Origin of the sequence: Metapseudomonas otitidis (assembly GCF_011397855.1) — a bacterium.
Classification (GTDB): domain Bacteria; phylum Pseudomonadota; class Gammaproteobacteria; order Pseudomonadales; family Pseudomonadaceae; genus Metapseudomonas; species Metapseudomonas otitidis.
Genome location: NZ_AP022642.1, coordinates 4906656 through 4928384, shown reverse-complemented (window position 1 = coordinate 4928384; position 21729 = coordinate 4906656). Strand labels below are relative to the sequence as shown.

19 protein-coding genes are annotated in these 21729 nt (G+C 66.5%); 12 read left to right on the top strand and 7 right to left on the bottom strand.

Annotated elements, in window-relative coordinates; genetic code table 11:
* Positions 1–13 precede the first annotated feature (13 nt).
* The 11 genes from pilW to PotMrB4_RS22735 all read left to right on the top strand — a co-directional run bounded on the left by pilW (position 14) and on the right by PotMrB4_RS22735 (position 11903).
* Entirely contained in the window at positions 14–772 is a 759-nt protein-coding gene (gene pilW, locus PotMrB4_RS22785; RefSeq protein WP_172434552.1) for a type IV pilus biogenesis/stability protein PilW, read from the top strand.
* Positions 769–1785, top strand: a complete 1017-nt coding sequence (locus PotMrB4_RS22780; protein WP_172434551.1) for a RodZ domain-containing protein — start codon at positions 769–771, stop codon at positions 1783–1785. The genes pilW and PotMrB4_RS22780 overlap by 4 nt, the downstream gene beginning before the upstream one ends.
* A 3-nt stretch (positions 1786–1788) precedes the next feature.
* Positions 1789–2901 (top strand): flavodoxin-dependent (E)-4-hydroxy-3-methylbut-2-enyl-diphosphate synthase, encoded by a 1113-nt coding sequence (gene ispG, locus PotMrB4_RS22775; RefSeq protein ID WP_044405987.1) that lies wholly within the window; start codon positions 1789–1791, stop codon positions 2899–2901.
* A 14-nt stretch (positions 2902–2915) separates the two neighbouring features.
* Positions 2916–4205 carry a histidine--tRNA ligase gene (hisS, locus tag PotMrB4_RS22770; RefSeq protein WP_142014933.1) on the top strand — a complete coding sequence of 430 codons (1290 nt, stop codon included), beginning with the start codon at positions 2916–2918 and terminating at the stop codon, positions 4203–4205.
* A 26-nt stretch (positions 4206–4231) separates the two neighbouring features.
* The gene (locus PotMrB4_RS22765; RefSeq protein ID WP_044405983.1) at positions 4232–4876 is read left to right on the top strand and encodes a YfgM family protein; all 645 of its coding nucleotides are present in this window, start codon (positions 4232–4234) and stop codon (positions 4874–4876) included.
* Between the two features lie 2 nt (positions 4877–4878).
* Entirely contained in the window at positions 4879–6018 is a 1140-nt protein-coding gene (gene bamB, locus PotMrB4_RS22760; protein ID WP_044405981.1) for an outer membrane protein assembly factor BamB, read from the top strand.
* Between the two features lie 78 nt (positions 6019–6096).
* Positions 6097–7575 (top strand): ribosome biogenesis GTPase Der, encoded by a 1479-nt coding sequence (der, locus tag PotMrB4_RS22755; protein WP_107329403.1) that lies wholly within the window; start codon positions 6097–6099, stop codon positions 7573–7575.
* Positions 7576–7701: 126 nt separating this feature from the next.
* The gene (locus PotMrB4_RS22750) at positions 7702–8850 is read left to right on the top strand and encodes a pyridoxal phosphate-dependent aminotransferase (RefSeq protein ID WP_172434550.1); all 1149 of its coding nucleotides are present in this window, start codon (positions 7702–7704) and stop codon (positions 8848–8850) included.
* Complete coding sequence (locus PotMrB4_RS22745) at positions 8838–9632, top strand: amidohydrolase (protein WP_172434549.1); 795 nt, start codon at positions 8838–8840, stop codon at positions 9630–9632. The genes PotMrB4_RS22750 and PotMrB4_RS22745 overlap by 13 nt, the downstream gene beginning before the upstream one ends.
* A 30-nt stretch (positions 9633–9662) precedes the next feature.
* Positions 9663–10028, top strand: a complete 366-nt coding sequence (locus PotMrB4_RS22740; protein ID WP_044405973.1) for a winged helix-turn-helix transcriptional regulator — start codon at positions 9663–9665, stop codon at positions 10026–10028.
* 153 nt (positions 10029–10181) lie between these two features.
* Positions 10182–11903, top strand: a complete 1722-nt coding sequence (locus tag PotMrB4_RS22735; protein WP_172434548.1) for a GEVED domain-containing protein — start codon at positions 10182–10184, stop codon at positions 11901–11903.
* Positions 11904–11968: 65 nt separating this feature from the next.
* Here PotMrB4_RS22735 and leuA read toward each other — a convergent pair whose 3' ends face one another.
* The 7 genes from leuA to PotMrB4_RS22700 all read right to left on the bottom strand — a co-directional run bounded on the left by leuA (position 11969) and on the right by PotMrB4_RS22700 (position 20816).
* Complete coding sequence (leuA, locus tag PotMrB4_RS22730; protein ID WP_160480939.1) at positions 11969–13639, bottom strand: 2-isopropylmalate synthase; 1671 nt, start codon at positions 13637–13639, stop codon at positions 11969–11971.
* A 283-nt stretch (positions 13640–13922) separates the two neighbouring features.
* Positions 13923–15596: a flagellinolysin gene (locus PotMrB4_RS22725; protein WP_172435140.1), complete on the bottom strand. Its 1674-nt coding sequence runs from the start codon at positions 15594–15596 to the stop codon at positions 13923–13925.
* An 84-nt stretch (positions 15597–15680) separates the two neighbouring features.
* Complete coding sequence (locus PotMrB4_RS22720) at positions 15681–16916, bottom strand: mechanosensitive ion channel family protein (protein WP_074970887.1); 1236 nt, start codon at positions 16914–16916, stop codon at positions 15681–15683.
* Between the two features lie 130 nt (positions 16917–17046).
* Entirely contained in the window at positions 17047–17868 is an 822-nt protein-coding gene (locus PotMrB4_RS22715; protein ID WP_107329396.1) for a M23 family metallopeptidase, read from the bottom strand.
* A gap of 3 nt (positions 17869–17871) precedes the next feature.
* On the bottom strand, positions 17872–19251 hold the full coding sequence (xseA, locus tag PotMrB4_RS22710) for an exodeoxyribonuclease VII large subunit (RefSeq protein ID WP_172434547.1): 1380 nt from the start codon (positions 19249–19251) through the stop codon (positions 17872–17874).
* 47 nt (positions 19252–19298) lie between these two features.
* Entirely contained in the window at positions 19299–19850 is a 552-nt protein-coding gene (locus PotMrB4_RS22705) for a sugar ABC transporter ATPase (RefSeq protein ID WP_074970893.1), read from the bottom strand.
* A gap of 51 nt (positions 19851–19901) precedes the next feature.
* On the bottom strand, positions 19902–20816 hold the full coding sequence (locus PotMrB4_RS22700) for a LysR family transcriptional regulator (protein ID WP_172434546.1): 915 nt from the start codon (positions 20814–20816) through the stop codon (positions 19902–19904).
* A 100-nt stretch (positions 20817–20916) separates the two neighbouring features.
* On the opposite strand from PotMrB4_RS22700, the gene PotMrB4_RS22695 reads away from it, so the two are divergent.
* Complete coding sequence (locus PotMrB4_RS22695; RefSeq protein WP_074970897.1) at positions 20917–21693, top strand: sulfite exporter TauE/SafE family protein; 777 nt, start codon at positions 20917–20919, stop codon at positions 21691–21693.
* Positions 21694–21729 lie beyond the last annotated feature (36 nt).

Genomic DNA, 21729 nt, shown 5'->3' with positions numbered 1-21729 from the left:
AGGGAGGAACCCCATGACCCTGCGCATCGCGCTGACTGCTTTACTCGCAAGCCTATGCATGGGATGTGTTTCGAGCGGGAGCGTAGATCCCCTCTCAACGTCAAAAGGGCGAGATGAGGCGCGTGATGCCTATATTCGTCTTGGCCTCGGGTATTTGCAGGAAGGGCAGTCCGAGCAAGCCAAGGTTCCGTTGAAGCAGGCGCTGGATCTGGACTCCTCCAACCCCGACGCCCATGCGGCGTTAGCGCTTGTCTTTCAAAATGAGTTAGAACCTGCGCTGGCTGATGAGCATTATCGAAGGGCGCTTTCTGCGCGTGCTGATGCTCGCATCAGAAACAACTATGGAAGCTTCTTGTTCGAGCAAAAGCGCTACAAGGAAGCTTACGAGCAGTTCCAGGCTGCAGCCGAAGATAATCTTTACCCAGAGCGTTCCCGCGTATTCGAGAATATGGGGCTGGTAGCTCTCCAACTGAAGCAGCCTGCCCTGGCCAAGCAGCATTTTGAGAAGTCCCTTCGTCTTAACAGCCAGCAACCCAGAGCGCTTCTCGAGATGTCGCAGTTGCTGTACGACGAGAAGCAATACGTCCCCGCCCGCGACTATTACCTGAGCTTTTCGTCCATGGCGTCCCAGACAGCCCGCAGCCTCCTGCTCGGCGTGCGCATCGCCACGGTCTTCGACGACCGTGACCAGGCCGCCAGCCTGGGCCTGCAGCTCAAACGCCTCTATCCCGGTACGCCCGAGTACCAGCAATACCTGTCGGAGCAAAGATGAAATCGTCGCAACCCGAACCTGTTGCAGCGACCCGGGGCAATCCGGGCGAAGTGCTGCGCCAGGCGCGAGAGAACCAGGGCCTGGACCTGGCCGACATCGCCCGCCAGCTGAACCTGACCGAATACGCGTTGCGCCAACTGGAGGCCGGCTCTTTCGAGCAGCTTCCCGGGCACACCTTCGCGCGCGGTTACATCCGCGCCTACGCCAAGCTCATCGGGCTCGACCAGGCTGAATTGGTTGCCGAGTTCGATCGTTACACCGGTACCGATGCCACTGGCAGCAACGTGCACAGCCTCGGTCGTATCGAGGAACCGGTTCGCCTGTCCCAGAGCGTGCTGCGTTTCGTCAGCTTCGCGATCCTCGTCGCCCTCGGTGTCATCGGCTTCCTCTGGTGGCAGGACCAGGCCGAGCGTCGCGCCAGCGACAACAGCGAGCTGAGCCTGGAGCACGTGGAAGTCGAGAGTGCCGACGGTACCACCCAGATCCACCCGCTGGACGAGCCTGAAGACCAGGCCGTTGTCGAAGCCGAGCAGGAAGCCCAGGCCGCAGGTAGCGAGACCGCCGCTGTTCCCCCGGTTTCGCCGCAGCAGCCCGCTACGCCGTCCCAGGCGCCGGCTGCTACTGCAACCACCCCCACCGTCAATTCCGCTGCCACTCAGCCCGCGCAACCGAGCACCGCAGCACCGGCCACTGCGCCGGCCCAGCCCGCTGTCCCGGCCCAGGCACCCGCGCCTGCCGCGTCGCCCAGCGCCCCGGTCGTGGCCGCTGCCGGTGAAGGCCTGGTGCGTGTGCAGTTCACCGCCAACTGCTGGTTCCAGCTCACCGATGCTGGCGGCGCTGTGCTGCAGAGCGGGATCAAGCGCTCCGGCGAGAGCATCGAGGCTGCCGGCAAGGCCCCCCTCGAACTGCGACTGGGCTATGCCCGAGGCGCCCAGGTCAGCTACAACGGCCAGCCCGTGGATATCGCGCCGTTCATCCATGGCGAGACCGCTCGCCTGAAACTGGGTCAATAAACGATGCATTGCGAATCCCCGATCAAACGCCGCCCCTCCCGCAAGATCTGGGTCGGCTCCGTGCCGGTTGGGGGCGATGCCCCCATCGCCGTGCAGAGCATGACCAACACCGACACCTGCGACGTCGCCGCCACCGTCGGCCAGATCCGTCGCCTGGAGGAAGCCGGTGCCGATATCGTCCGTGTATCCGTGCCGGACATGGAGGCAGCCGAAGCCTTCGGCCTGATCAAGCAGCAGGTCCGTGTCCCGCTGGTGGCCGATATCCACTTCGACTACAAGATCGCCCTGCGCGTGGCGGAACTGGGCGTCGATTGCCTGCGGATCAACCCCGGCAACATCGGCCGCGAGGACCGCGTCAAGGCCGTGGTCGACGCCGCCCGTGACCGCAATATCCCGATCCGCATCGGCGTCAACGCCGGTTCCCTGGAGAAGGACCTGCAGAAGAAATACGGCGAGCCCACCCCGGAAGCCCTGCTCGAATCGGCCATGCGTCATGTGGACTACCTCGACAAGCTGGACTTCCAGAACTTCAAGGTCAGCGTGAAGGCTTCTGACGTGTTCATGGCCGTCGCCGCCTATCGCTTGCTGGCCAAGCAGATCGAGCAGCCCCTTCACCTCGGCATCACCGAGGCCGGTGGCCTGCGCTCGGGTACCGTCAAGTCGGCGGTCGGACTGGGCATGCTGCTCGCCGAAGGCATCGGCGACACCATCCGCATCTCCCTGGCCGCCGACCCGGTGGAAGAGATCAAGGTCGGTTTCGATATCCTCAAGTCCCTGCGCCTGCGCTCCCGTGGCATCAACTTCATCGCCTGCCCGAGTTGCTCGCGGCAGAACTTCGATGTGGTCAAGACCATGAACGAGCTGGAAGGGCGCCTGGAGGACCTGCTGGTCCCGCTGGACGTCGCCGTCATCGGTTGCGTGGTCAACGGCCCCGGCGAAGCCAAGGAGGCCCATGTCGGCCTCACCGGCGGCACGCCGAACAACCTGGTCTACATCGACGGCAAGCCGGCGCAGAAACTGCAGAACGAGAACCTGGTGGATGAGCTGGAGAGGCTGATCCGTCGCAAGGCGGCCGAGAAGGCCGAGGCTGACGCGGCCGTCATCGCCCGCAGCTGAATTAAGGACACCCCGTGAGCAAGACCCTCCAAGCCATCCGTGGCATGAACGACATCCTGCCGGAGCAGACCCCTGCCTGGCGCTACCTGGAAAACACCTTCGCCACGCTGCTCGACGGCTATGGCTACAAGGAAATCCGCCTGCCCATCCTCGAGTTCACCGAACTGTTCGCCCGGGGCATCGGCGAGGGCACCGACGTGGTCGACAAGGAGATGTACACCTTCCTCGACCGCAACGAAGAGTCGCTGACCCTGCGCCCCGAAGGCACAGCCGGTTGCGTGCGTGCCGTCCTCGAACACGGCCTCACTGGTGGCGGCCAGGTGCAGAAGCTGTGGTACGCCGGCCCGATGTTCCGCTACGAGAAGCCGCAGAAAGGCCGCTACCGACAGTTCCATCAGATCGGCGTGGAAGTGTTCAACCTCCCGGGGCCGGACATTGACGCCGAGCTGATCGTCCTCACCTGGCGCCTGTGGCAGAAGCTCGGCATTGCCGACGCCGTGACCCTGCAACTGAACAGCCTGGGTTCCAGCGAGGCCCGTGCGCGCTACCGCGACGCCCTGGTGGCCTACCTGCAGGAGCGTTTCGAGCGCCTGGACGAAGACAGTCAGCGTCGCCTCACCACCAACCCGCTGCGCATCCTCGACAGCAAGAATGCCGATACCCAGGCACTGCTGGTGGATGCGCCGACGCTGCACGACTACCTGGACGAAGAGTCCGTCGCGCACTTCGAGGGCCTCAAGGCGCGCCTGGATGCCGTCGGTATCCGCTACGAGATCAACCAGAAGCTGGTACGTGGCCTCGATTACTACAGCCGCACCGTCTTCGAGTGGGTGACCGACAAGCTCGGCGCCCAGGGCACCGTCTGTGCCGGTGGCCGCTACGACGGGCTGGTCAGCCAGTTCGGTGGCAAGCCGACCCCGGGCGTGGGCTTCGCCATGGGCGTCGAGCGCCTGGTGCTGCTGCTGGAGACCCTGCAGCAGATCCCCGACACCCTTAACGCCCCGGCCGACGTCTACATCTGCGCCTTCGGTGAGCCGGCCGAGCTGGCTGCCCTGGCCCTGGCCGAACGCCTGCGTGATGGCCTGCCGGGCCTGCGCCTGCTGGTCAATGCCGCCGCCGGCAGCTTCAAGAGCCAGTTCAAGAAAGCCGACAAGAGCGGCGCACGGTATGCGCTGATCCTGGGTGAGGACGAACTGGCCAAGCGCGTGGTAGGTTTCAAACCCCTGCGCGAAGACCAGGAACAACAGAACATTGCCTGGGATGCTCTGACCGAGCACCTGGCCGCCTGCCTGCAACAGGCTTGAGCTTTGGAACATAGGAGTTGATTGGGGTGAGCACGCGTAGCGAAGACGAAGAACTGGCGGCGATCAAGGATTGGTGGCAGCGCAACGGCAAGCCCCTCGTCACTGGCGGCGCACTGGCGCTGGCCGTGGTGTTCGGCTGGCAGGCCTGGCAGAAGTACCAGACCAACCAGTCCCAGGGCGCCTCCATCGTCTACCAGCAACTGCTGGAGACGGCCCTGAACCCCAGCGGCAAGCCCGACGCCGGCAAGGTCGCGGAGCTGGCCAACAAGCTGAAGAGCGATTTCGGCGGCACTCACTATGCCCAGTACGGCAGCCTGTTCGTCGCCAAGGTGGCGGTGGAGTCCGGCAAGCTGGACGACGCGGCCGCCGAGCTCAAGGCCATCGTCGACAAGCCGGCCGACCCGACCCTGGGCGAGCTGGCACGCCAGCGCCTGGCCCGTGTCCTGGCGGCCCAGGGCAAGGTCGATGACGCCCTGAAGCTGCTGGAAGGCGACGCTACCAAGGCGTTCCTCGCCAGCCGTGAAGAACTCAAGGGTGATCTGCTGGTCCAGCTGGGCCGTGCCGATGATGCCCATGCCGCTTACGAGAAGGCCAAGGCCGCGCTGTCGGATGACGCCGCAGTCGGTGGCCTGCAGATGAAGCTCGACGACCTCGCCAAAGGGGACGCATGACGATGCGCTGGAAATTCGCCGCACTGCTGGCCCTGGCCGTCCTGGCCGCCGGTTGCAGCAGCAACAGCAAGAAGGAACTGCCGCCGGCCGAGCTGCCGAAGATCACCGAAGAGGTCCAGCTCAAGGAAGTCTGGAGCCGCTCCATCGGCGAAGGCCAGGGCGAGACCTACAACATGCTGGTGCCCGCCGTCGACGGCGAGGTCATCTATGCCGGTGACGTCGAAGGTCTGGTGGTCGCCATGGACCGCATGACCGGCGACAAGCTGTGGACCAAGGAACTCGACCTGCCGGTGTCCGGCGCGGTCGGTGCCGGCTACGGCCTGGTGCTGGTGGGCACCCTGAAGGGTGAGATCATCGCCCTCGACGCCAGCAACGGCGAAGAGCGCTGGCGCGCCCGTGTCAACGGCGAGGTGCTGGCTCCGCCGGCCACCAACGGTGACGTGGTGGTCGTGCAGACCCAGAACGACACCCTGTTCGGCTTCGACGCGTCCACCGGCAACCAGCGCTGGATCTACGAGAACACCCCGGCCGTGCTGACCCTGCGTGGCACCGGTGCGCCGATCGTGACCAACCGCCTGGCGGTGGCCGGCCTGTCCTCCGGCAAGGTGATCGCCGTCGACGTGCAGCGTGGCCTGCCGGTTTGGGAGCAGCGTGTTGCCGTGCCCCAGGGCCGTTCCGAGCTGGATCGCGTGGTGGACATCGACGGTGGCCTGCTGCTGTCCGGTGGGACCCTGTACGTCTCCACCTACCAGGGCCGCGTCGCCGGCCTGGACCTGGAAAGCGGTCGCGTGCTGTGGCAGCGCGAAGCGTCCAGCTACGTGGGCGTCGCCCAGGGCTTCGGCAGCGTCTACGTCAGCCAGGCCAGCGGCACCATCGAAGGCATCGACGAGCGTTCGACCTCGGCCCTGTGGAGCAACGACTCCCTGGCCCGTCGCCAGCTCTCGGCACCCGAGGTGTTTTCCAGCTACGTGGCGGTCGGTGATTTCGAAGGCTACCTGCACCTGCTGAGCCAGGTGGACGGCCACTTCGTCGGTCGCGAGAAGATCGACGGTGACGGCCTGCGCGCCCGTCCGCTGGTGGTGGGCGACATGCTCTACGCCTTCGGCAACGGTGGGAAGCTGGTTGCCCTGACCATCCGCTAAGCTGGTGTTCAATGTCCGGCCGCTGCCGTTCGACGGCAGCGGCCGTTGTGTTTTCTGAAAAATGCAGTGGAGAGCCTCATGGTTCCCGTAATCGCCCTGGTGGGCCGCCCGAACGTCGGCAAGTCCACCCTGTTCAACCGCCTGACCAAGACCCGCAACGCCATCGTCGCGGAGTACGCCGGTCTGACCCGTGATCGCCAGTACGGCGAGGCGAAGTGGCAGGGACGCACCTACATCGTCATCGACACCGGGGGTATCTCGGGTGACGAGCAAGGCATCGACGCGAAGATGGCCGAGCAGTCCCTCCAGGCGATCGAGGAAGCCGATGCCGTGCTGTTCATGGTGGATTCCCGTGCCGGCATGAGCGCCGCCGACCAGTCCATCGCCGAGCACCTGCGCCGCCGTAACAAGCGCACCTTCCTGGTGGCCAACAAGGTCGACACCGTCGACCCGGACCTGGCCCGTGCCGAGTTCAGCCCCCTGGGCCTGGGGGACGCACTGCCCATCGCCGCCGCCCACGGCCGGGGCATCAGCCAGATGCTGCAGGCCGCCCTCGGCGAGTTCCCCCGTGACGACGATGCCGACGAGCAGGAGGCCGCCGAGACCGAAGAGGTCGCCGAAGGCGAGGAGGCCACACGCATCCCCGGCCCGAGCGAGAAGGACGGCATCAAGATCGCCATCATCGGCCGCCCCAACGTCGGCAAGTCCACCCTGGTGAACCGCATGCTCGGTGAGGAGCGGGTGATCGTCTATGACCAGGCCGGCACCACCCGCGACAGCATCTACATCCCCTTCGAGCGCAACGAAGAGAAGTACACCCTGATCGACACCGCCGGCGTGCGCCGTCGCGGCAAGATCTTCGAGGCGGTGGAAAAGTTCTCGGTGGTGAAGACCCTCCAGGCGATCCAGGACGCCAACGTGGTGATCTTCGTCATGGACGCCCGCGAAGGCGTGGTCGAGCACGACCTCAACCTGCTGGGCTTCGTGCTGGAGACGGGTCGTGCCCTGGTCATCGCCCTGAACAAATGGGACGGCATGGAGGCGGGCGAGCGCGACTACGTGAAGACCGAGCTGGAGCGCCGGCTGTTCTTCGTCGACTTCGCCGACATCCACTTCATCTCCGCCCTGCACGGCACGGGCGTGGGCCACCTGTACAAGTCCGTCCAGGCCGCCTTCCACTCCGCCATCACCCGCTGGCCCACCAGCCGCCTGACCCAGATCCTCGAGGACGCGGTGCAGGAGCACCAGCCACCGCTGGTCAACGGTCGCCGCATCAAGCTGCGCTACGCCCACCTGGGCGGCGCCAACCCGCCGCTGATCGTGATCCACGGCAACCAGGTGGAGGCGGTGCCCAAGTCCTACACCCGTTACCTGGAGAACACCTACCGCCGGGTCCTGCGCCTGGTCGGTACGCCGATCCGCATCGAGTACAAGGGCGGCGAAAACCCCTTCGAGGGCAAGAAGAACAAGCTCACCGAGCGCCAGGTGAACAAGAAGCGTCGCCTCATGTCGCACCACAAGAAGGCCGAGAAGAAGCGCCGCGACAAGAAGCGCTGATTCCGCTGCCGGTTGGAAGAGGGCGCCTGTGGGCGCCCTTTTTCATGGGGCGCGTCGGCTGTGGTCGGCAGCCCGCGCAGCGCTTAAGCTATGGCGCATTTCCCAGTCGCCAACAGCCGGATTGCAATGATCACCAGCAAGCTGCCCAACGTCGGCACCACCATCTTCACCCGCATGTCGCAACTGGCCGCCGAAGTCGGCGCCATCAACCTGTCCCAGGGCTTTCCTGACTTTGCCGCACCCGCCGCGCTGTGCGATGCCGTCGGCCAGCACATCACCCAGGGGCACAACCAGTACGCGCCCATGACCGGGCTGCCGGCGCTGCGCGAGCAGGTCGCCGCCAAGGTGGCGACCTTCTACGGCCGCACGGTCAGCGCCGACAGCGAAGTGACCATCACCCCCGGCGCCACCGAGGCCATTTTCTGCGCCATCCAGGCGGTGGTCCGCGCCGGTGACGAAGTCATCGTCCTCGACCCCTGCTACGACAGCTACGAGCCCTCGGTGGAACTGGCAGGCGGGCGCTGCGTGCACGTGCCGCTGGCCCTGCCGGGTTTCGCCATCGACTGGCAGCGGATGCAGGATGCGCTCAGTCCGTGCACCCGCATGATCATCCTCAACAGCCCGCACAACCCCAGCGGCGCGCTGATCTCCCGTGCCGAGCTGGACCAGCTGGCGGCGCTGATCCGCGGCCGCGACATCTACCTGGTGTCTGACGAGGTCTACGAACACCTGGTGTTCGATGGCGTCCAGCACGTCAGCGTGCTGGCCCACGACGAGCTCTATGCCCGCGCCTTCGTGGTCAGCTCCTTCGGCAAGACCTACCACGTCACCGGCTGGAAAACCGGCTACGTGGTGGCGCCCCCGGCGCTCTCCGCCGAGCTGCGCAAGGTCCACCAGTACGTCAACTTTTGTGGTGTCACCCCGCTGCAGTGGGCGCTGGCCAACTTCATGGCCGCCCACCCCGAGCACCTGGCCGAGCTGCCCGGCTTCTACCAGGCCAAGCGCGACCTCTTCTGCGACCTGCTGGCCGACTCGCGCTTCCGCTTCACCCGCGCCGCCGGCACCTATTTCCAGCTGGTCGACTACAGCGGCATCCGCCCCGACCTGGACGATGTCGCCATGTCCGAGTGGCTCACCCGTGAGCACGGCGTGGCCGCCATTCCCGTCTCGGTGTTCTACCAGCACGCCCCGGCCGACCTGCGGCTGGTGCGCTTCTGCTTCGCCAAACGTGAGGAGACGCTGCGCCAGGCAGCGGAAAAACTATGCGCGATCTGAGCCTTCTGCCCGACCTGAAGCTGGCCCTGGTTCAGACCACCCTGGCCTGGCACGACCGCGACGCCAACCTGGCCCGGTTCGAAACCCTGCTGGATTCCGCGCAAGGCGCTGACCTGGTGATCCTGCCGGAGATGTTCACCACCGGCTTCTCCATGGACTCCGAAGCACTCGCCGAACCCGAACAGGGCCCCACCCATGCCTGGCTCAAGGCCCAGGCTGCCCGGCTGGGTGCCGTGATCACCGGCAGCGTCATCATCCGTGCCGCCGACGGCAGCCACCGCAACCGCTTGCTCTGGGCCCGCCCGGACGGAGAGGTGCTGCATTACGACAAGCGCCACCTGTTCCGCATGGCCGGTGAGCACAAGCACTACAGCCCGGGGGAGACCCAGGCGCTGTTCGAGCTCAAGGGGTGGCGGGTACGCCCGCTGATCTGCTACGACCTGCGCTTCCCGGTCTGGAGCCGTGACCCGCACGACACCGACCTGCTGCTGTACACCGCCAACTGGCCTGCTGCTCGCCGTCATCACTGGAACCGTCTGATCCCCGCCCGTGCCATCGAGAACCTCTGCTACGTCGCCGCCGTCAACCGTGTAGGCAGCGACGGAAAAGGCCACCCCTACAGCGGCGATAGTCAGGTGCTCGATTTCCAGGGGGAGCCCTTGCTGAATGCCGATGACGGCGATGGCGTTTTCCGCACGACCCTGTCGGCCACCGCACTCGCCGCCTACCGCGAGCGTTTCCCGGCCTACCTCGACGCCGACGGCTTCCAGCTTACGCCCTGAGCGCCAGGCGACGACGGAAGAGGATCAAGCATGAGCGAACAGAAGCCGCTCCCTGCCTCCGGGCCCCGGTTGGTGTTGGGAGACCGGGTGTTCAACACACCGGTGGAGGTCACCCTCGCGGTGGTCGGGGGCAAGTGGAAAGCGCTGCTGGTCTACCACCTGATGGGGCAGACCCGGCGCTTTTCCGAACTCAAGCGCCTGGTACCGGACATCACCGAGAAGATGCTCGCCCAGCAACTGCGGGAGCTGGAGCGCGACGGCGTGGTCACCCGCACCGTATACGCCGAGGTGCCGCCGCGGGTGGAGTACAGCCTCACCGAGCACGGCCTCAGCCTGCGCCCGGTGCTCGATGCGATGTGCGCCTGGGGCAAGTGCCACTGGCAGCAACAGGGCTGATCGTGGTGATGGCAGTTTGCCAATAATTCCCGGAAAGCCTTCGCCTTAGCCCTTAACATGGCTGATGCAGGGATGCGTCGATGACAGGTCACAGGGTGTGCCTGGTGTGGTGTTGCCGCTCCCTGCCCAACATGAACGCAAGGAGCGAATTCAATGCACAAGACACTCATGGCGCTGGGCACCTGCCTGGCGATGGGCCCGGTGATGGCCGCCACCTACTGCGACAGCCGTGGCAACAGCAGCAGCGAGTGGGTGGCCGGGGTCAGCGTCAATGGCACGACCCAGGTCTCCGGTAGTGACGGTGGCTACCTGGATGCCACTGGCAAGCCACCTTTCCAGCTCACTGGCAAGGGCGACCGCCTGGAACTGCGTCCCGGCTTCCGTGGCTCTCAATACAACGAGAACTGGGGCGCCTGGATCGACTTCAACCAGAACGGCACCTTCGACGCCAGCGAAAAGGTCCTGACCGCCCAGGGCAGCGCGGCTGTGTCCGCCCCCATCGCCATTCCCTCCGGCGTCACCGGCACCACGCGCATGCGCGTGCAGATGCGCTGGGGCTCTGCGGCCCAGCCCTGCGGCAGCATTGGCTACGGTGAGACCGAGGACTACACCGTCAAGCTGCCGGATGGCCCGGCACCGTCCACGTTCCCCTACACCCTCACCCTGGAGCCTGGTTTCTGGGTGACCCGTAGCGGTGAGCTGGGAGACAAGCTGGGCATGATCGTGGAGATGGACGGTGAGCGCGTTCTCGACCGCAATGCTGCCGGCAATCTGCGTGATCGGTACTGGCGCAACCTCGCTGGAAGTCGCTACCGAATCTGGCTCGAAGCCAACAACGGTGATGGTTACAAGACCGTGTCCAATACCGTCAGCTACCAGCCCGGTGTAACCGATCGCGTGGTACTGACCCGTGATGCCAGCCAGGGCAGCATCAGCCCCTCGGCCGCGTTCCAGGGCAACTGGGTGATTGCCCGCCAAGGGGCCGAGGTGGTGCGCCAGCCGGCCCAGGCGGGCGTTCCGTTGCAGTTCGCCTTCACCTATGGCGAGCGCTACCAGGTCTGGGCCGAGGCCAACGTGAATGGCAAGGATGAGGCGATCTCCGTCCCGCTGGCCTTCCGCGAGGGGTTCCCGTCGCCCTACATCGACCTGGAGGTGGAGGCGGACTTCCAGCTCCGCCACAACGGACCGAGCGGCAAGCCGCTGAGCTGGGTCATCCGCGAGAACGGCGTCGAAGTCCTGCGCCAGCCCACCGGCGGTGCGTCCGAACTGCGCTATCCCTTCCAGAAGGGGCGCCAGTACAAGGTCTGGATCGAACAGACCGTTGGGGGCGAATCGGTGCAGGTCTCCGATGCCGAGTACTTCTCACCGGGGCTCACCGATCTCTTCCAGCTGACCATTGGCGCGAACAATCAGTTGACTCGCAGCGGCAGCCTCAACGATCCCCTGACCTGGGTGATCGAAGAGGACGGCAATACCGTGCTGCAGCGCAATGCAGCGAACGAACTGAGCTTCACCTACTCGCCCTTCTATCCCACCAAGCGCTACCGTGTCTGGCTGACCCGCTTCGAGAACGGCTACTACCAGCGCGTATCCAACGTGGTGCGTTACGGTCGGGCCGCGGCACCGGTCGAGGACTACCTGCCGCTCTACCAGTTGTCGGTTGACGGCAGTCAGAACCTGACCCGCACCCAGGGTACGCACACCATGTTGACCTGGGTGATCGAAGAGGATGGCCAGATCGTGCTGGAGCGAGGTGCAGAGAACGAGCTGAGCTACCACTACTTCGCCTACACCCCGGGCAAGCGCTACCGCACCTGGCTGAAGGCGTTCATCGATGGCCGCTACCAGCGGGTGTCACCGGTTGTCAGCTACTGAGTCCGACGCTCCCCTGAAACGAAGAACCCCGCCTGTTGGCGGGGTTCTTTTTCAGCGCGGCTGACTCAGGCCGCTTCGGCCTCGGCCTGGCTCAGGGCGCGGTTGAGGGCGCTGAACAGGGCGCGGAAGCTGGCGGTGGTCAGGTTCTCGTCGATGCCGATGCCGTGCAGGGCGCGGCCGCCGTTCACCCGCAGCTCGATGTAGGCAGCGGCCTTGGCGTTGCTGCCGGCCCCGATGGCGTGCTCGGAGTAGTCCATCACTTCCACCTTCACCGGCAGGCTGGCCACCAGCGCTTCCAGCGGGCCTTTGCCCATGCCGCGCAGGTGCTGGGTCTCGCCCTTGACCTGGACCTCGATGTCCACCGCGCTGGTGCCGTTCTCTTCCTGCAGGCGATGGCCTTTCAGGGTGTAGGGCGTGGTGGCCTGCAGGTACTCGGCGTCGAGCAGCTTGTGGATCTGCTCGGCGGTCATTTCCAGGCCGAGGCGGTCGGTTTCCTTCTGCACCACCTGGCTGAACTCGATCTGCATGCGGCGCGGCAGGCTGATGCCGTATTCCTGCTCCAGCAGGAAGGTGATGCCGCCCTTGCCCGACTGGCTGTTGACGCGGATGACCGCCTCGTAGCTGCGGCCGATGTCGGCCGGGTCGATCGGCAGGTAGGGCACCTCCCAGAGCGCGCCGTCCTGCTGCTGGGCGAAGCCCTTGCGGATGGCGTCCTGGTGGGAGCCGGAGAAGGCGGTGTGCACCAGGTCACCCACGTACGGGTGACGCGGGTGGACCGGCAGTTGGTTGCACTCTTCCACCACCTTGCGCACGGCGTCGATGTCGGAGAAGTCCAGCTTCGGATGCAGGCCCTGGGTGTACATGTTCAGCGCCAGGGTCACCAGGTCGACGTTGCCGGTGCGTTCGCCGTTGCCGAACAGGCAGCCTTCCACGCGGTCGGCGCCGGCCAGCAGGCCCAGCTCGGTGGCGGCCACGCCGGTGCCGCGGTCGTTGTGGGTGTGCAGGCTGATGATCACGCTGTCGCGCTTGTTGATGTGGCGGCCGAACCACTCGATCTGGTCGGCATAGACGTTCGGCGTGGCGCACTCAACGGTGGCGGGCAGGTTGAGGATGATCTTGTTGGCCGGGGTCGGTTCCCAGACGTCGATCACCGCGTTGCACACCGCCAGGGAGAAGTCCTGCTCGGTGGAGCTGAAGATTTCCGGCGAGTACTGGAAGGTCCACTGGGTTTCGGGTTGTTCGGCGGCGAGTTGCTTGATCAGACGCGCGGCGTTGGTGGCGATGTCGATCACGCCCTGGCGGTCCTGGTTGAAGACGATGCGGCGGAAGGACGGCGCGGTGGCGTTGTAGACGTGGACGATGGCCTTCTTCGCGCCCTTGAGGGATTCGAAGGTGCGGGTGATCAGGTCTTCGCGGGCCTGGGTCAGCACCTGGATGGTCACGTCATCGGGGATGTGGCCGCCTTCGATCAGCTCGCGGACGAAGTTGAAGTCGGTGTCGGAGGCGGAGGGGAAGGCCACCTCGATCTCCTTCAGGCCCACCTGCACCAGGGTCTTGAAGAAGCGCATCTTCTTCTGCGCATCCATCGGCTCGATCAGCGACTGGTTGCCGTCGCGCAGGTCGGAGCTGCACCAGATCGGCACTTCGGTGATGGTCTTCGACGGCCAGGTGCGGTCCGGCAGGTTGATAGCGGGGAACGGACGGTACTTGCTGGACGGGTCTTTGAGCATGCTCATGGCGAAATCCTTGTGTTGGGCCTGGTCGTTGCGGGGCCCTGGGCGAATGAAAAAGCCGGGATGAGGCGACGCTGTTCAGCTACGCAGTCGCGGGCTGACCAGGCGGAGGCAGGCATGCTGCCGGAGGAGGATGAGGGTGTGAGCGTTTTGCATGCGGATAACCCTATTGATTCGGGTTGTGGATGGCAAGTCTTGCGGAAAAATTGGTGGAAAGCAGCTTAAAGCGGATTTTTAAAGGGTTTTTATGCTTTCTGGGTGGGCGTTGCTTGAGGGGAATTGCGCGTCAGCGGAGCAGCGTCAGGACCGACTGCGGTATCTGGTTGGCCTGCACCAGCACGCTCTGGGCGGCCTGGCGCAGGATCTGCTGGGAGGCGAGGGTGGCGGTTTCGCTGGCGTAGTCGGCGTCGAGGATGCGCGAGCGGCTGGCGCTGACGTTCTCGCCGATGTTCTGCAGGTTGGAGATGGTGGCGTCCAGGCGGTTCTGGATGGCGCCCATGTAGGCACGTTGGCTGTCGACGTAGGCCAGCGCATCGTCGATGTCCATCACCGCCAGGCCGGGTGTCTTGATCAGGTCGATGTTGTTCAGTGCCATGGCGCCGACGTTGAACGCGTCCAGCCCCACGTCGATGGTTTCAAAGGCCTTGGCGCCCACCTGCAGGGAAACCTGGGTCCCGCCGCCGGTGGCGTTGGGGTCGAACAGCTTGGGTGGGATGAGCTTGAAGCCGATGGAGCCTGGCACGCCAACGCCTCGGTTGGGCAGCACGTTCTCGGCGGTCAGCACGTCGCCGCCATCGGCATCGAAGCCGCCGATGGCACCGGTGTCGGCGTTGGTCAGGTTCATGGCGGCGATGAAGGCCGCGCCATCGGTGTTGAACTTCGTGGTGAAGTCCGCCGTGCTGGCGAAGGCCCCGCGGCTGGCGTTGGCCAGGGCGTCGTCCAGGGTTGAGTTGGCGTGGCCGGCGAGGTATTGCATCACGTCGCGAATGCCCAGTCCGCCGGCTGCCTTGATCTCGGCGTGCATGTAGCGCACGGCCGCGTAGGAGGCCGAATAGCCGGCGCTGCTGGCGATGCTGCCGAAGGCCCCCATCACCCCGCCGATGCCGCTGGCGGCGATGTCGCCGGCCAGGCGCTCGTCGGCGCCCTGGGCGGCCTCCGCCGTGCCCTCCTTGAACCAGCCGGGCAGGGCGTTGAAGTTCATCGTCCGCCCCATCACCGCGTGCACCATCTCGTGGGCCAGCACGCGGTCGGTGTACTGGCCGGGGTTGGTGCCGCCGTTGGGCAGGGTGGAGCCATCGAAATAGGCCAGGTTCACATTCAGCACCTGATCGTAGTACTTGCCGCCAGCCCCCGGAGTGCCGGAGACGGAGGCCAGTGCGTTGCTCGACGGATCGTTGGTCAGGGTGATGGTCAGCGGAGCACCGTCCGCCTTCAGTCCGTAGGCATCCAGCACGCGCTTTTCGCCTTCGCCGATCCAGAACCCCTGCAGCGAGTTGAGCACGGCGCGTTCATCGAGCTTGCCCAGGCGTGAGCTGTTGTCCTGGTTGAACACCTGGCGACCACCGAAGGTGGTGGTTTCGTTGACCCGGTTGATCTCCTGCAGGAGCTGCTGCGCTTCCTGGTTGAGCGCGGCGCGCTCGGTGGCGGTGTTGGAGCCGTTCATGGCCTGCAGCCCGAGCGTGCGGATGCGCTGCAGCGCACCGGTCACGCTTTGCAGCGCGCCTTCGCCCACCTGCAGCATGGACAGGCCGTCATTGGCGTTCCGCACGGCAATACCGAGGCCGCGCACCTGGGACGTGAGGGCATTGGAGATCTGCAGGCCGGCCGCATCGTCCTTGGCGCTGTTGATGCGCTGGCCGGTGGAGAGGCGCTGCATGGCCCTGTCGAGCGTCCTGTTGGTGTCGCCCAGTTGCCGCTGCGTGAACGATGAGGCGGTGTTGGTATTGACCGTCAGCATCAGTCGATCGCTCGGACCCTGAGGCCGGGAAATTCCGGCTCGTCAGGGTCATCGGCGGTCGTGCTGGCTTCTTGATGGCCGTCCGTCTCAGGCCGACGAATGGCGGGGACGCGGGCGCTGCAGTTCGCGCAGGTCTGCACCGCTGGGATGCTGGAAGACCCGCAGGCCGAACTCCGGGAGGATCGCCAGGAGGTGGTCGAAGATGTCCGACTGGATGGCCTCGTAGCGGGCCCAGGCCGTGGTGCTGGTGAAGCAGTACAGCTCCAGCGGCAGGCCGTCGGCGGTCGGCGCCATCTGCCGCACCAGCAGGGTCATGTCCTGGCGGATCTCCGGGTGGTGGCGCAGGTACTGCTCCACGTAGGCGCGGAAGGTGCCGATGTTGGTCAGCTGACGGCTGTTGACCGGCAGGCGGGCCGACTCGTCCAGCTGGGCATTCCAGCTCAGCAGCTCGCTTTCCTTGGCCTTGAGGTAACTGTCCAGCAGGCGGAAGCGGCGCAGGCCGGCCTGCTCGTCGGCGCTGAGGAAATGCACGCTGTTCTGGTCCAGGTAGAGGCTGCGCTTGATCCGCCGTCCGCCCGACTCCTGCATGCCCCGCCAGTTCTTGAACGAGTCGGTGATGAAGCGCTTGGTGGGGATGGTGGTGATGGTCTTGTCCCAGTTCTGCACTTTCACCGTGTGCAGGGCGATGTCGATCACGTCGCCGTCGGCGTTCAGCTGGGGCATCTCCACCCAGTCGCCGACACGGATGATGTCGTTGGACGTGATCTGCACGCTGGCCACCAGGGACAGCAGGGTGTCCTGGAAGATCAGCATCAGCACCGCGGCCATGGCACCGAGGCCTGACAGCAGGATCAGCGGCGAGCGGTCGATCAGGCTGGCCACCATGAGAATCGCGGCGATGGCGAACACAGCGATCTTCAGCACCTGCAGGTAGCCCTTGATGGGCCGCAGGTGCGCGTCTGGGCGGCGGTTGTAGAGGCTGTTGACGATGTCCAGCAGGGCGCTGATCGCCAGGGCCAGGGTGAGGATGATGAACGCCGCGCAGACATTGGTGACCACCGTCACCAGCGCAGCGGGCAGGCCGGGCACCACCTTCACCCCGGCGGTCAGCACCAGCGCGGGGACGACGTTGGCCAGGCGCTTGATCAGCCCCTGGTCCTGGATCTGCCCGCCGACGAGGCGCAGCAGGCCCTTGAGGAGGATGCGCCGGACGATCCAGTTGGACAGCCAGGCCAGCAGGAGGAGGACGGAGGAGGCGACGAGCGTGTGCAGTTCCGGGTGCTGTCGCAGCCACTCCAGGGAATGGTTGAACGTGTCTTGCATGGGCTGCTCCCTTCAGGGTTCCGATGGGTGGGGGTCTGCCCCAAAACCGCCGGACCTTAGCAAAACGCAGCCCGGCGGCCCAAGCCCGGGGGTGTAAGCGCAGGTGTCGCTGCGCCCTGGGCCGTCACGTTCAGGGGGTGTAGGCACCGATGAAGATGGCCGGGTCGACCCGCACGTCATTCAGGCTGACGTTCCAGTGCATGTGCGGCCCGGTGGCCCGGCCGGTGGCGCCGACGCGCCCCACCACGCCGCCGCGCGGTAGTGCCTGGCCGAGCTTAACGTCCACCTTGGACAGGTGGCAGAACATGCTGATCAGCCCCTGGCCGTGATCGACGAAAACCGTTTTGCCGTTGAAGAAGTAGTCGCCGATGAGGATGACCTTGCCGGCCGCCGGGGCCTTGATCGGGGTGCCGGCTCCCACCGCGAAGTCCAGGCCGGAGTGCGGGTTGCGCTCCTCGCCGTTGAAGAAGCGGCGCAGGCCGAAGGGGCTGGAGAGCGGGCCGTTCACCGGCTTGTCGAACAGCAGGTTGCTCGGCGTGCCGGGGCTGAAGCTGCGGTAGGCGCGGGTCTGTTCCGCCAGTTCGCGGTCGATGCGCTTCAGGTCCTCGGGCAGCGGGTTCACCTGGCGGGTGTTCTTCAGGGTGATGCGCTGTTCCTTGTAGTGGCGGGGGCCGACCGTGAAGGCCAGGCGGCGGCCATCGTTCACCTCGATGCGCTGTTCGCCAGCGGCGGTGCCCAGTGGGATGCCGACGATGGCGATCCAGTCGCGCCCCTCTTCCTTGACCACCAGCACCGGCTTGCCCTGGTAGCGGGCCGTGGGCGCCTGGGCGCCCTGGCCGAGCTGGACCACGGCGACACCGCCGGGCACCGGCTTGTCCAGCAGCCGGGTGATGAAGCCCTCGGCCTGGACGGGGAGGGCGACGAGAAGCAGCAGGGCGAGCAACAGGCGCATCGATCAGTCCAGCAGTGAGAGGGTGACGGGGGCCAGATGGTTGTCCTCGACCCGTACCTCCAGCTCACCTTCGCCGAGGCGTGCCTTGAGGCGTTGGCCGGGCTGGGTCTGGCTGGCGCTGCGGATAGCCTGGCCGCGCTCGTCGAGGAGGATGCTGTAGCCGCGGCCGAGGGTGGCCAGGGGGCTGAAGGCGTGCAGCGTCTGCACCAGGCTCTGCAGTTCCAGGCGACGGGTACCGAGGGTTTCGCGCATGGCCCGGGGCAGTCGCGCGGCCAGGGCGTCGAGGCGCTGGCGCAGCAGGCCGAGGGCGCGCCCCGGGTGCTGGGCCGCCAGGCGCGTCTCCAGGCGGGCCAGGCGCTCGCGGCGCTGGCTCACTTGGCGGTCGAGGGCGCGTTGCAGGCGCATCTCCAGGTCATCCAGGCGCTGGGCCTGCTGGCGCAGCCGTTCGCCCGGGTGGCGCAGGCGTCGGGTCAGCCCGTCCAGGCGCAGGTGCTGGTGGGCGATCAGCTGGCGCATGCGCAGCAGCAGGCGGCGCTCCAGGCCCTCCAGGCGCTGGCGCAGGCCGCTGGAGTCCGGTGCCAGCAGCTCGGCGGCCGCAGAGGGCGTCGGCGCGCGAACGTCGGCGACGAAGTCGCTGATGGACACATCCGTCTCGTGGCCCACGGCGCTGACGATGGGGGTCTTGCAGGCGGCGACGGCGCGGGCCACGGCCTCTTCGTTGAAGCACCAGAGGTCTTCGAGGGAGCCGCCGCCCCGGGCCAGGATGAGCGCGTCGAAGCCCTGGGCATCGGCCAGGGCCAGGGCGCGGACGATCTGCGCGGTGGCTTCACGGCCCTGCACGGCGGTGGGCACCAGGGTCAGGCTGACCTGGGGCGCACGGCGGCGGAACACGCTGATGATGTCGCGGATCACCGCGCCGGTGGGGGAGGTGACGATGCCCACGCGCTGGGGGTGTGCCGGCAGCGGGCGCTTGCGCTCGGTGGCGAACAGGCCCTCGCCGGCGAGCTTCTCCTTGAGCGCTTCGAAGGCCAGGCGCAGGGCGCCGTCACCGGCTGGCTCAACGGCGTCGGCGATCATCTGGTAGTCGCCACGGCCTTCGAACAGCGAGACCTTGCCCCGCACCTTCACCGCCAGCCCGTCACGCAGGGCCTGGCGCACCTTGAGGGCGTTCTGCCGGAACAGCGCACAGCGCACCTGGGCCTGGCTGTCCTTGAGGGTGAAATAGAGGTGGCCGGATGCGGGCCGGGCGAGGTTGGAGATCTCGCCTTCCACCCAGACCTGGGGGAACACGTCCTCCAGCAGGTGGCGGGCACGCTGGTTCAGTTGGCTGACGGTCAGCACCTCGCGATCGAGGCCCAGCCGTTGGAAGGGGTCCTTGTACATGGCGCGGGATGATACGGGCGCACGGGGATGGCGCCAATGCGCACGCGTCAGTCTTCGACGCGCACCACGCGCACGGGGAAACCCAGGCGGTCGGCGAAGCCGTCGAGGAAGGCGCGGGTGAAGCCGGCCTCTACCCAGTGGTTGAAGATGAAGGCCAGGTTGGAGAAGCCGCAGGGCTGCAGGTAGAGGAAGCCGTTGATGTCGTCCTCGAAGCCGCATTTGGGGCAGGTGAAGTTGTCGGTCTCGCCCGGCCACCAGGCTTCCAGGCTGTCGAACAGCGGCTCGCCGATCTCCCGGCGGCATTCCGGGCAGCCAGCCTCGCTGAGGAAACCGCGCACCGGGGTATAGATGCAGCGCTTGTCGACGATCTCCAGGCCGCAGCCCGGCTGGCCGATAGGCAGGCGCTCGGGATGTTCCACCACGCGGCGGGCACCGGCAGCGGGGGCGTGCAGCGCGCGGTTGCCGCCCCGGCCGAAGGCGCTCGGGACCGCCTCGACCACGCCGCTCTGCACCAGCCAGCGCAGCAGGCGCCCGGCCAGGACCTGGTGGCCGGGCACGCTGGAGACCTGGGGAACGATGATCAGCTGACGGGTTTCCATGGCCGGCTCCGGTGGACGAGGGCGCGCAGCTTACCCGCCCCGCCGGCCTCGTCAATCGGCGGTGGTCGGGTCGCTGGCGAGGTGCTGGCAGAGGTGCTCCACCAGGCCCCGGTTCAGGGCGCGGGTCTCGCTGCGCCAGGCCAGGGCGACCTCGCTGTCGGCCTGGGGATCGGCCAGCGGCAGGAAGCGCACGTCGGCAGGGGCGATGCGGCTCATGGAGGCCGCCACCAGGGCCACGCCAAGGCCGGCTTCGATCAGGTGCAGTTGGCTGGTCTTGCGCGACACCACCCGCGCGGCACGGGGAAAGAAGCCTTCCCGCAGGCACAGTTCGGCGGCGCGGTAGCTCAGCCCGCCCCGTTGCAGGTGGGGGATGGAGACGAAGGCTTCTTCACGCAGATCGGCCAGGGGCACCGGCCCGTTGCGTCGCGCCAGTGGGTGGTCGACGGCCACCGCCAGCAGCAGGGGCTCGCGGTACAGCGGGCGGAGGCTCAACCCGGGGTGCTGGCGCAGGACCGGCATGCGCAGCAGGCAGGCGTCCAGGCGTCCTTCGCGCAGGTCCGCCAGTTGCTGTTCGGAGGATTGCTGAATGAGTTCGAGGCTGACGCCGGGGTGCGCTTCCAGGTAGCTGCACAGTGCCGCCTGCAGCGGGGCGATAAGCGGCACGGAGCTGGAGTGGCCCAGGCGCAGGCTGCCGTGCTGCCCCTGGCCGACCTGGCGGGCCAGGTCGCTGGCGGCTTCCAGGTCCAGCAGCAGGCGCCGGGCCCGGGGCAGGAAGGCCTGGCCGGCTTCGGTCAGCGTCACCTGGCGCGGCCCGCGCAGCAGCAGTTCGGTGCCCAGGTCGTCCTCCAGTTCCCGCAGTTGGCGGCTCAGGGCCGATTGGGCGATGAACAGGCGCTCCGCCGCACGGCTGAGGCTGCCGGCGTCGACGATTTCCACGAAGTAGCGCAGTTGGCGAAGGGAGACCATCAATCCATGCCTTTTCGAGATAGAGAGAGGTCTTGGATTGTATTGGTGAGATGGCAGGCGTGCTCGCTAGAGTCCACCTGTTTTTCGTAAGGAGTCGTTCATGCACCTGTTCGAGCTGTTGGGGGCGCTGCCGTTCACGCCACTGGAGTGGCTGCTGCTGGAGGGTGTCATCGCGCTGGCCTATGTGGTCTTCGGCATCGCCGGGTTCGGCACGGCACTGGTGGCCGCGCCCTTGCTGGTGGGTTGGCTGCCGTTGTCCCAGGTGATCCCGTTGCTGGTGCTGCTGGATTTCACCGCCTCGTTCGGCAACTGGCTGCCGGCGCGTAGGTCGGTGTCGGGTAGCGAGTTGCGCCGGCTGCTGCCCTTGATGGCGTTGGGCTGCGGGGTAGGGGTCTATGGCCTGGCGACCTTGCGCTCGGAGCTGTTGATGCTGCTGCTGGGTGTGTTCGTCTGCCTCTATGCCGTGTATTCGCTGTTCCTCCAGCCGGTGCGCCGTGCGCCGATGGCGGTGGGCTGGGTGGTGCCGTTCGGGCTGTTCGGCGGTTTGTTCGGGGCCTTGTTCGGCAGTGGCGGCTTCCTCTATTCCCTCTACCTGAGCGGGCGGCTGGAGGCGAAGGAGCAGATCCGCGCCACCCAGAGCGCGCTGATCGGGTGCAGCACCTTCGTCCGCCTGGGGTTGTTCCTGCTGGCGGGCTTCTATGCCGATGCCTCGTTGCTGCTGATCGCCCTGTGCCTGCTGCCGGGGATGGCCGCCGGGTTGTGGGTGGGGCGGCGGGTGACGTTGCGCCTGTCGCGGGAGGCGTTCGTCCGGCTGGTGACCTGGCTGGTGCTGTGCAGTGGGGTGGCGCTGGTGGCGCGTTATCTGACGCAGGCATGAGACCTGTCGTCGGTGTGTGATGGCCAATTGAGCGCC

Bases quoted from the DNA above. Each gene is read 5' to 3' on its own strand.
- pilW (WP_172434552.1), top strand. From the start codon at position 14: ATGACCCTGCGCATCGCGCTGACTGCTTTACTCGCAAGCCTATGCATG.
- PotMrB4_RS22780 (WP_172434551.1), top strand. From the start codon at position 769: ATGAAATCGTCGCAACCCGAACCTGTTGCAGCGACCCGGGGCAATCCG.
- ispG (WP_044405987.1), top strand. From the start codon at position 1,789: ATGCATTGCGAATCCCCGATCAAACGCCGCCCCTCCCGCAAGATCTGG.
- bamB (WP_044405981.1), top strand. From the start codon at position 4,879: ATGCGCTGGAAATTCGCCGCACTGCTGGCCCTGGCCGTCCTGGCCGCC.
- der (WP_107329403.1), top strand. From the start codon at position 6,097: ATGGTTCCCGTAATCGCCCTGGTGGGCCGCCCGAACGTCGGCAAGTCC.
- PotMrB4_RS22750 (WP_172434550.1), top strand. From the start codon at position 7,702: ATGATCACCAGCAAGCTGCCCAACGTCGGCACCACCATCTTCACCCGC.
- PotMrB4_RS22745 (WP_172434549.1), top strand. From the start codon at position 8,838: ATGCGCGATCTGAGCCTTCTGCCCGACCTGAAGCTGGCCCTGGTTCAG.
- PotMrB4_RS22740 (WP_044405973.1), top strand. From the start codon at position 9,663: ATGAGCGAACAGAAGCCGCTCCCTGCCTCCGGGCCCCGGTTGGTGTTG.
- PotMrB4_RS22735 (WP_172434548.1), top strand. From the start codon at position 10,182: ATGCACAAGACACTCATGGCGCTGGGCACCTGCCTGGCGATGGGCCCG.
- leuA (WP_160480939.1), bottom strand. From the start codon at position 13,639: ATGAGCATGCTCAAAGACCCGTCCAGCAAGTACCGTCCGTTCCCCGCT.
- PotMrB4_RS22720 (WP_074970887.1), bottom strand. From the start codon at position 16,916: ATGCAAGACACGTTCAACCATTCCCTGGAGTGGCTGCGACAGCACCCG.
- PotMrB4_RS22715 (WP_107329396.1), bottom strand. From the start codon at position 17,868: ATGCGCCTGTTGCTCGCCCTGCTGCTTCTCGTCGCCCTCCCCGTCCAG.
- xseA (WP_172434547.1), bottom strand. From the start codon at position 19,251: ATGTACAAGGACCCCTTCCAACGGCTGGGCCTCGATCGCGAGGTGCTG.
- PotMrB4_RS22705 (WP_074970893.1), bottom strand. From the start codon at position 19,850: ATGGAAACCCGTCAGCTGATCATCGTTCCCCAGGTCTCCAGCGTGCCC.
- PotMrB4_RS22700 (WP_172434546.1), bottom strand. From the start codon at position 20,816: ATGGTCTCCCTTCGCCAACTGCGCTACTTCGTGGAAATCGTCGACGCC.
- PotMrB4_RS22695 (WP_074970897.1), top strand. From the start codon at position 20,917: ATGCACCTGTTCGAGCTGTTGGGGGCGCTGCCGTTCACGCCACTGGAG.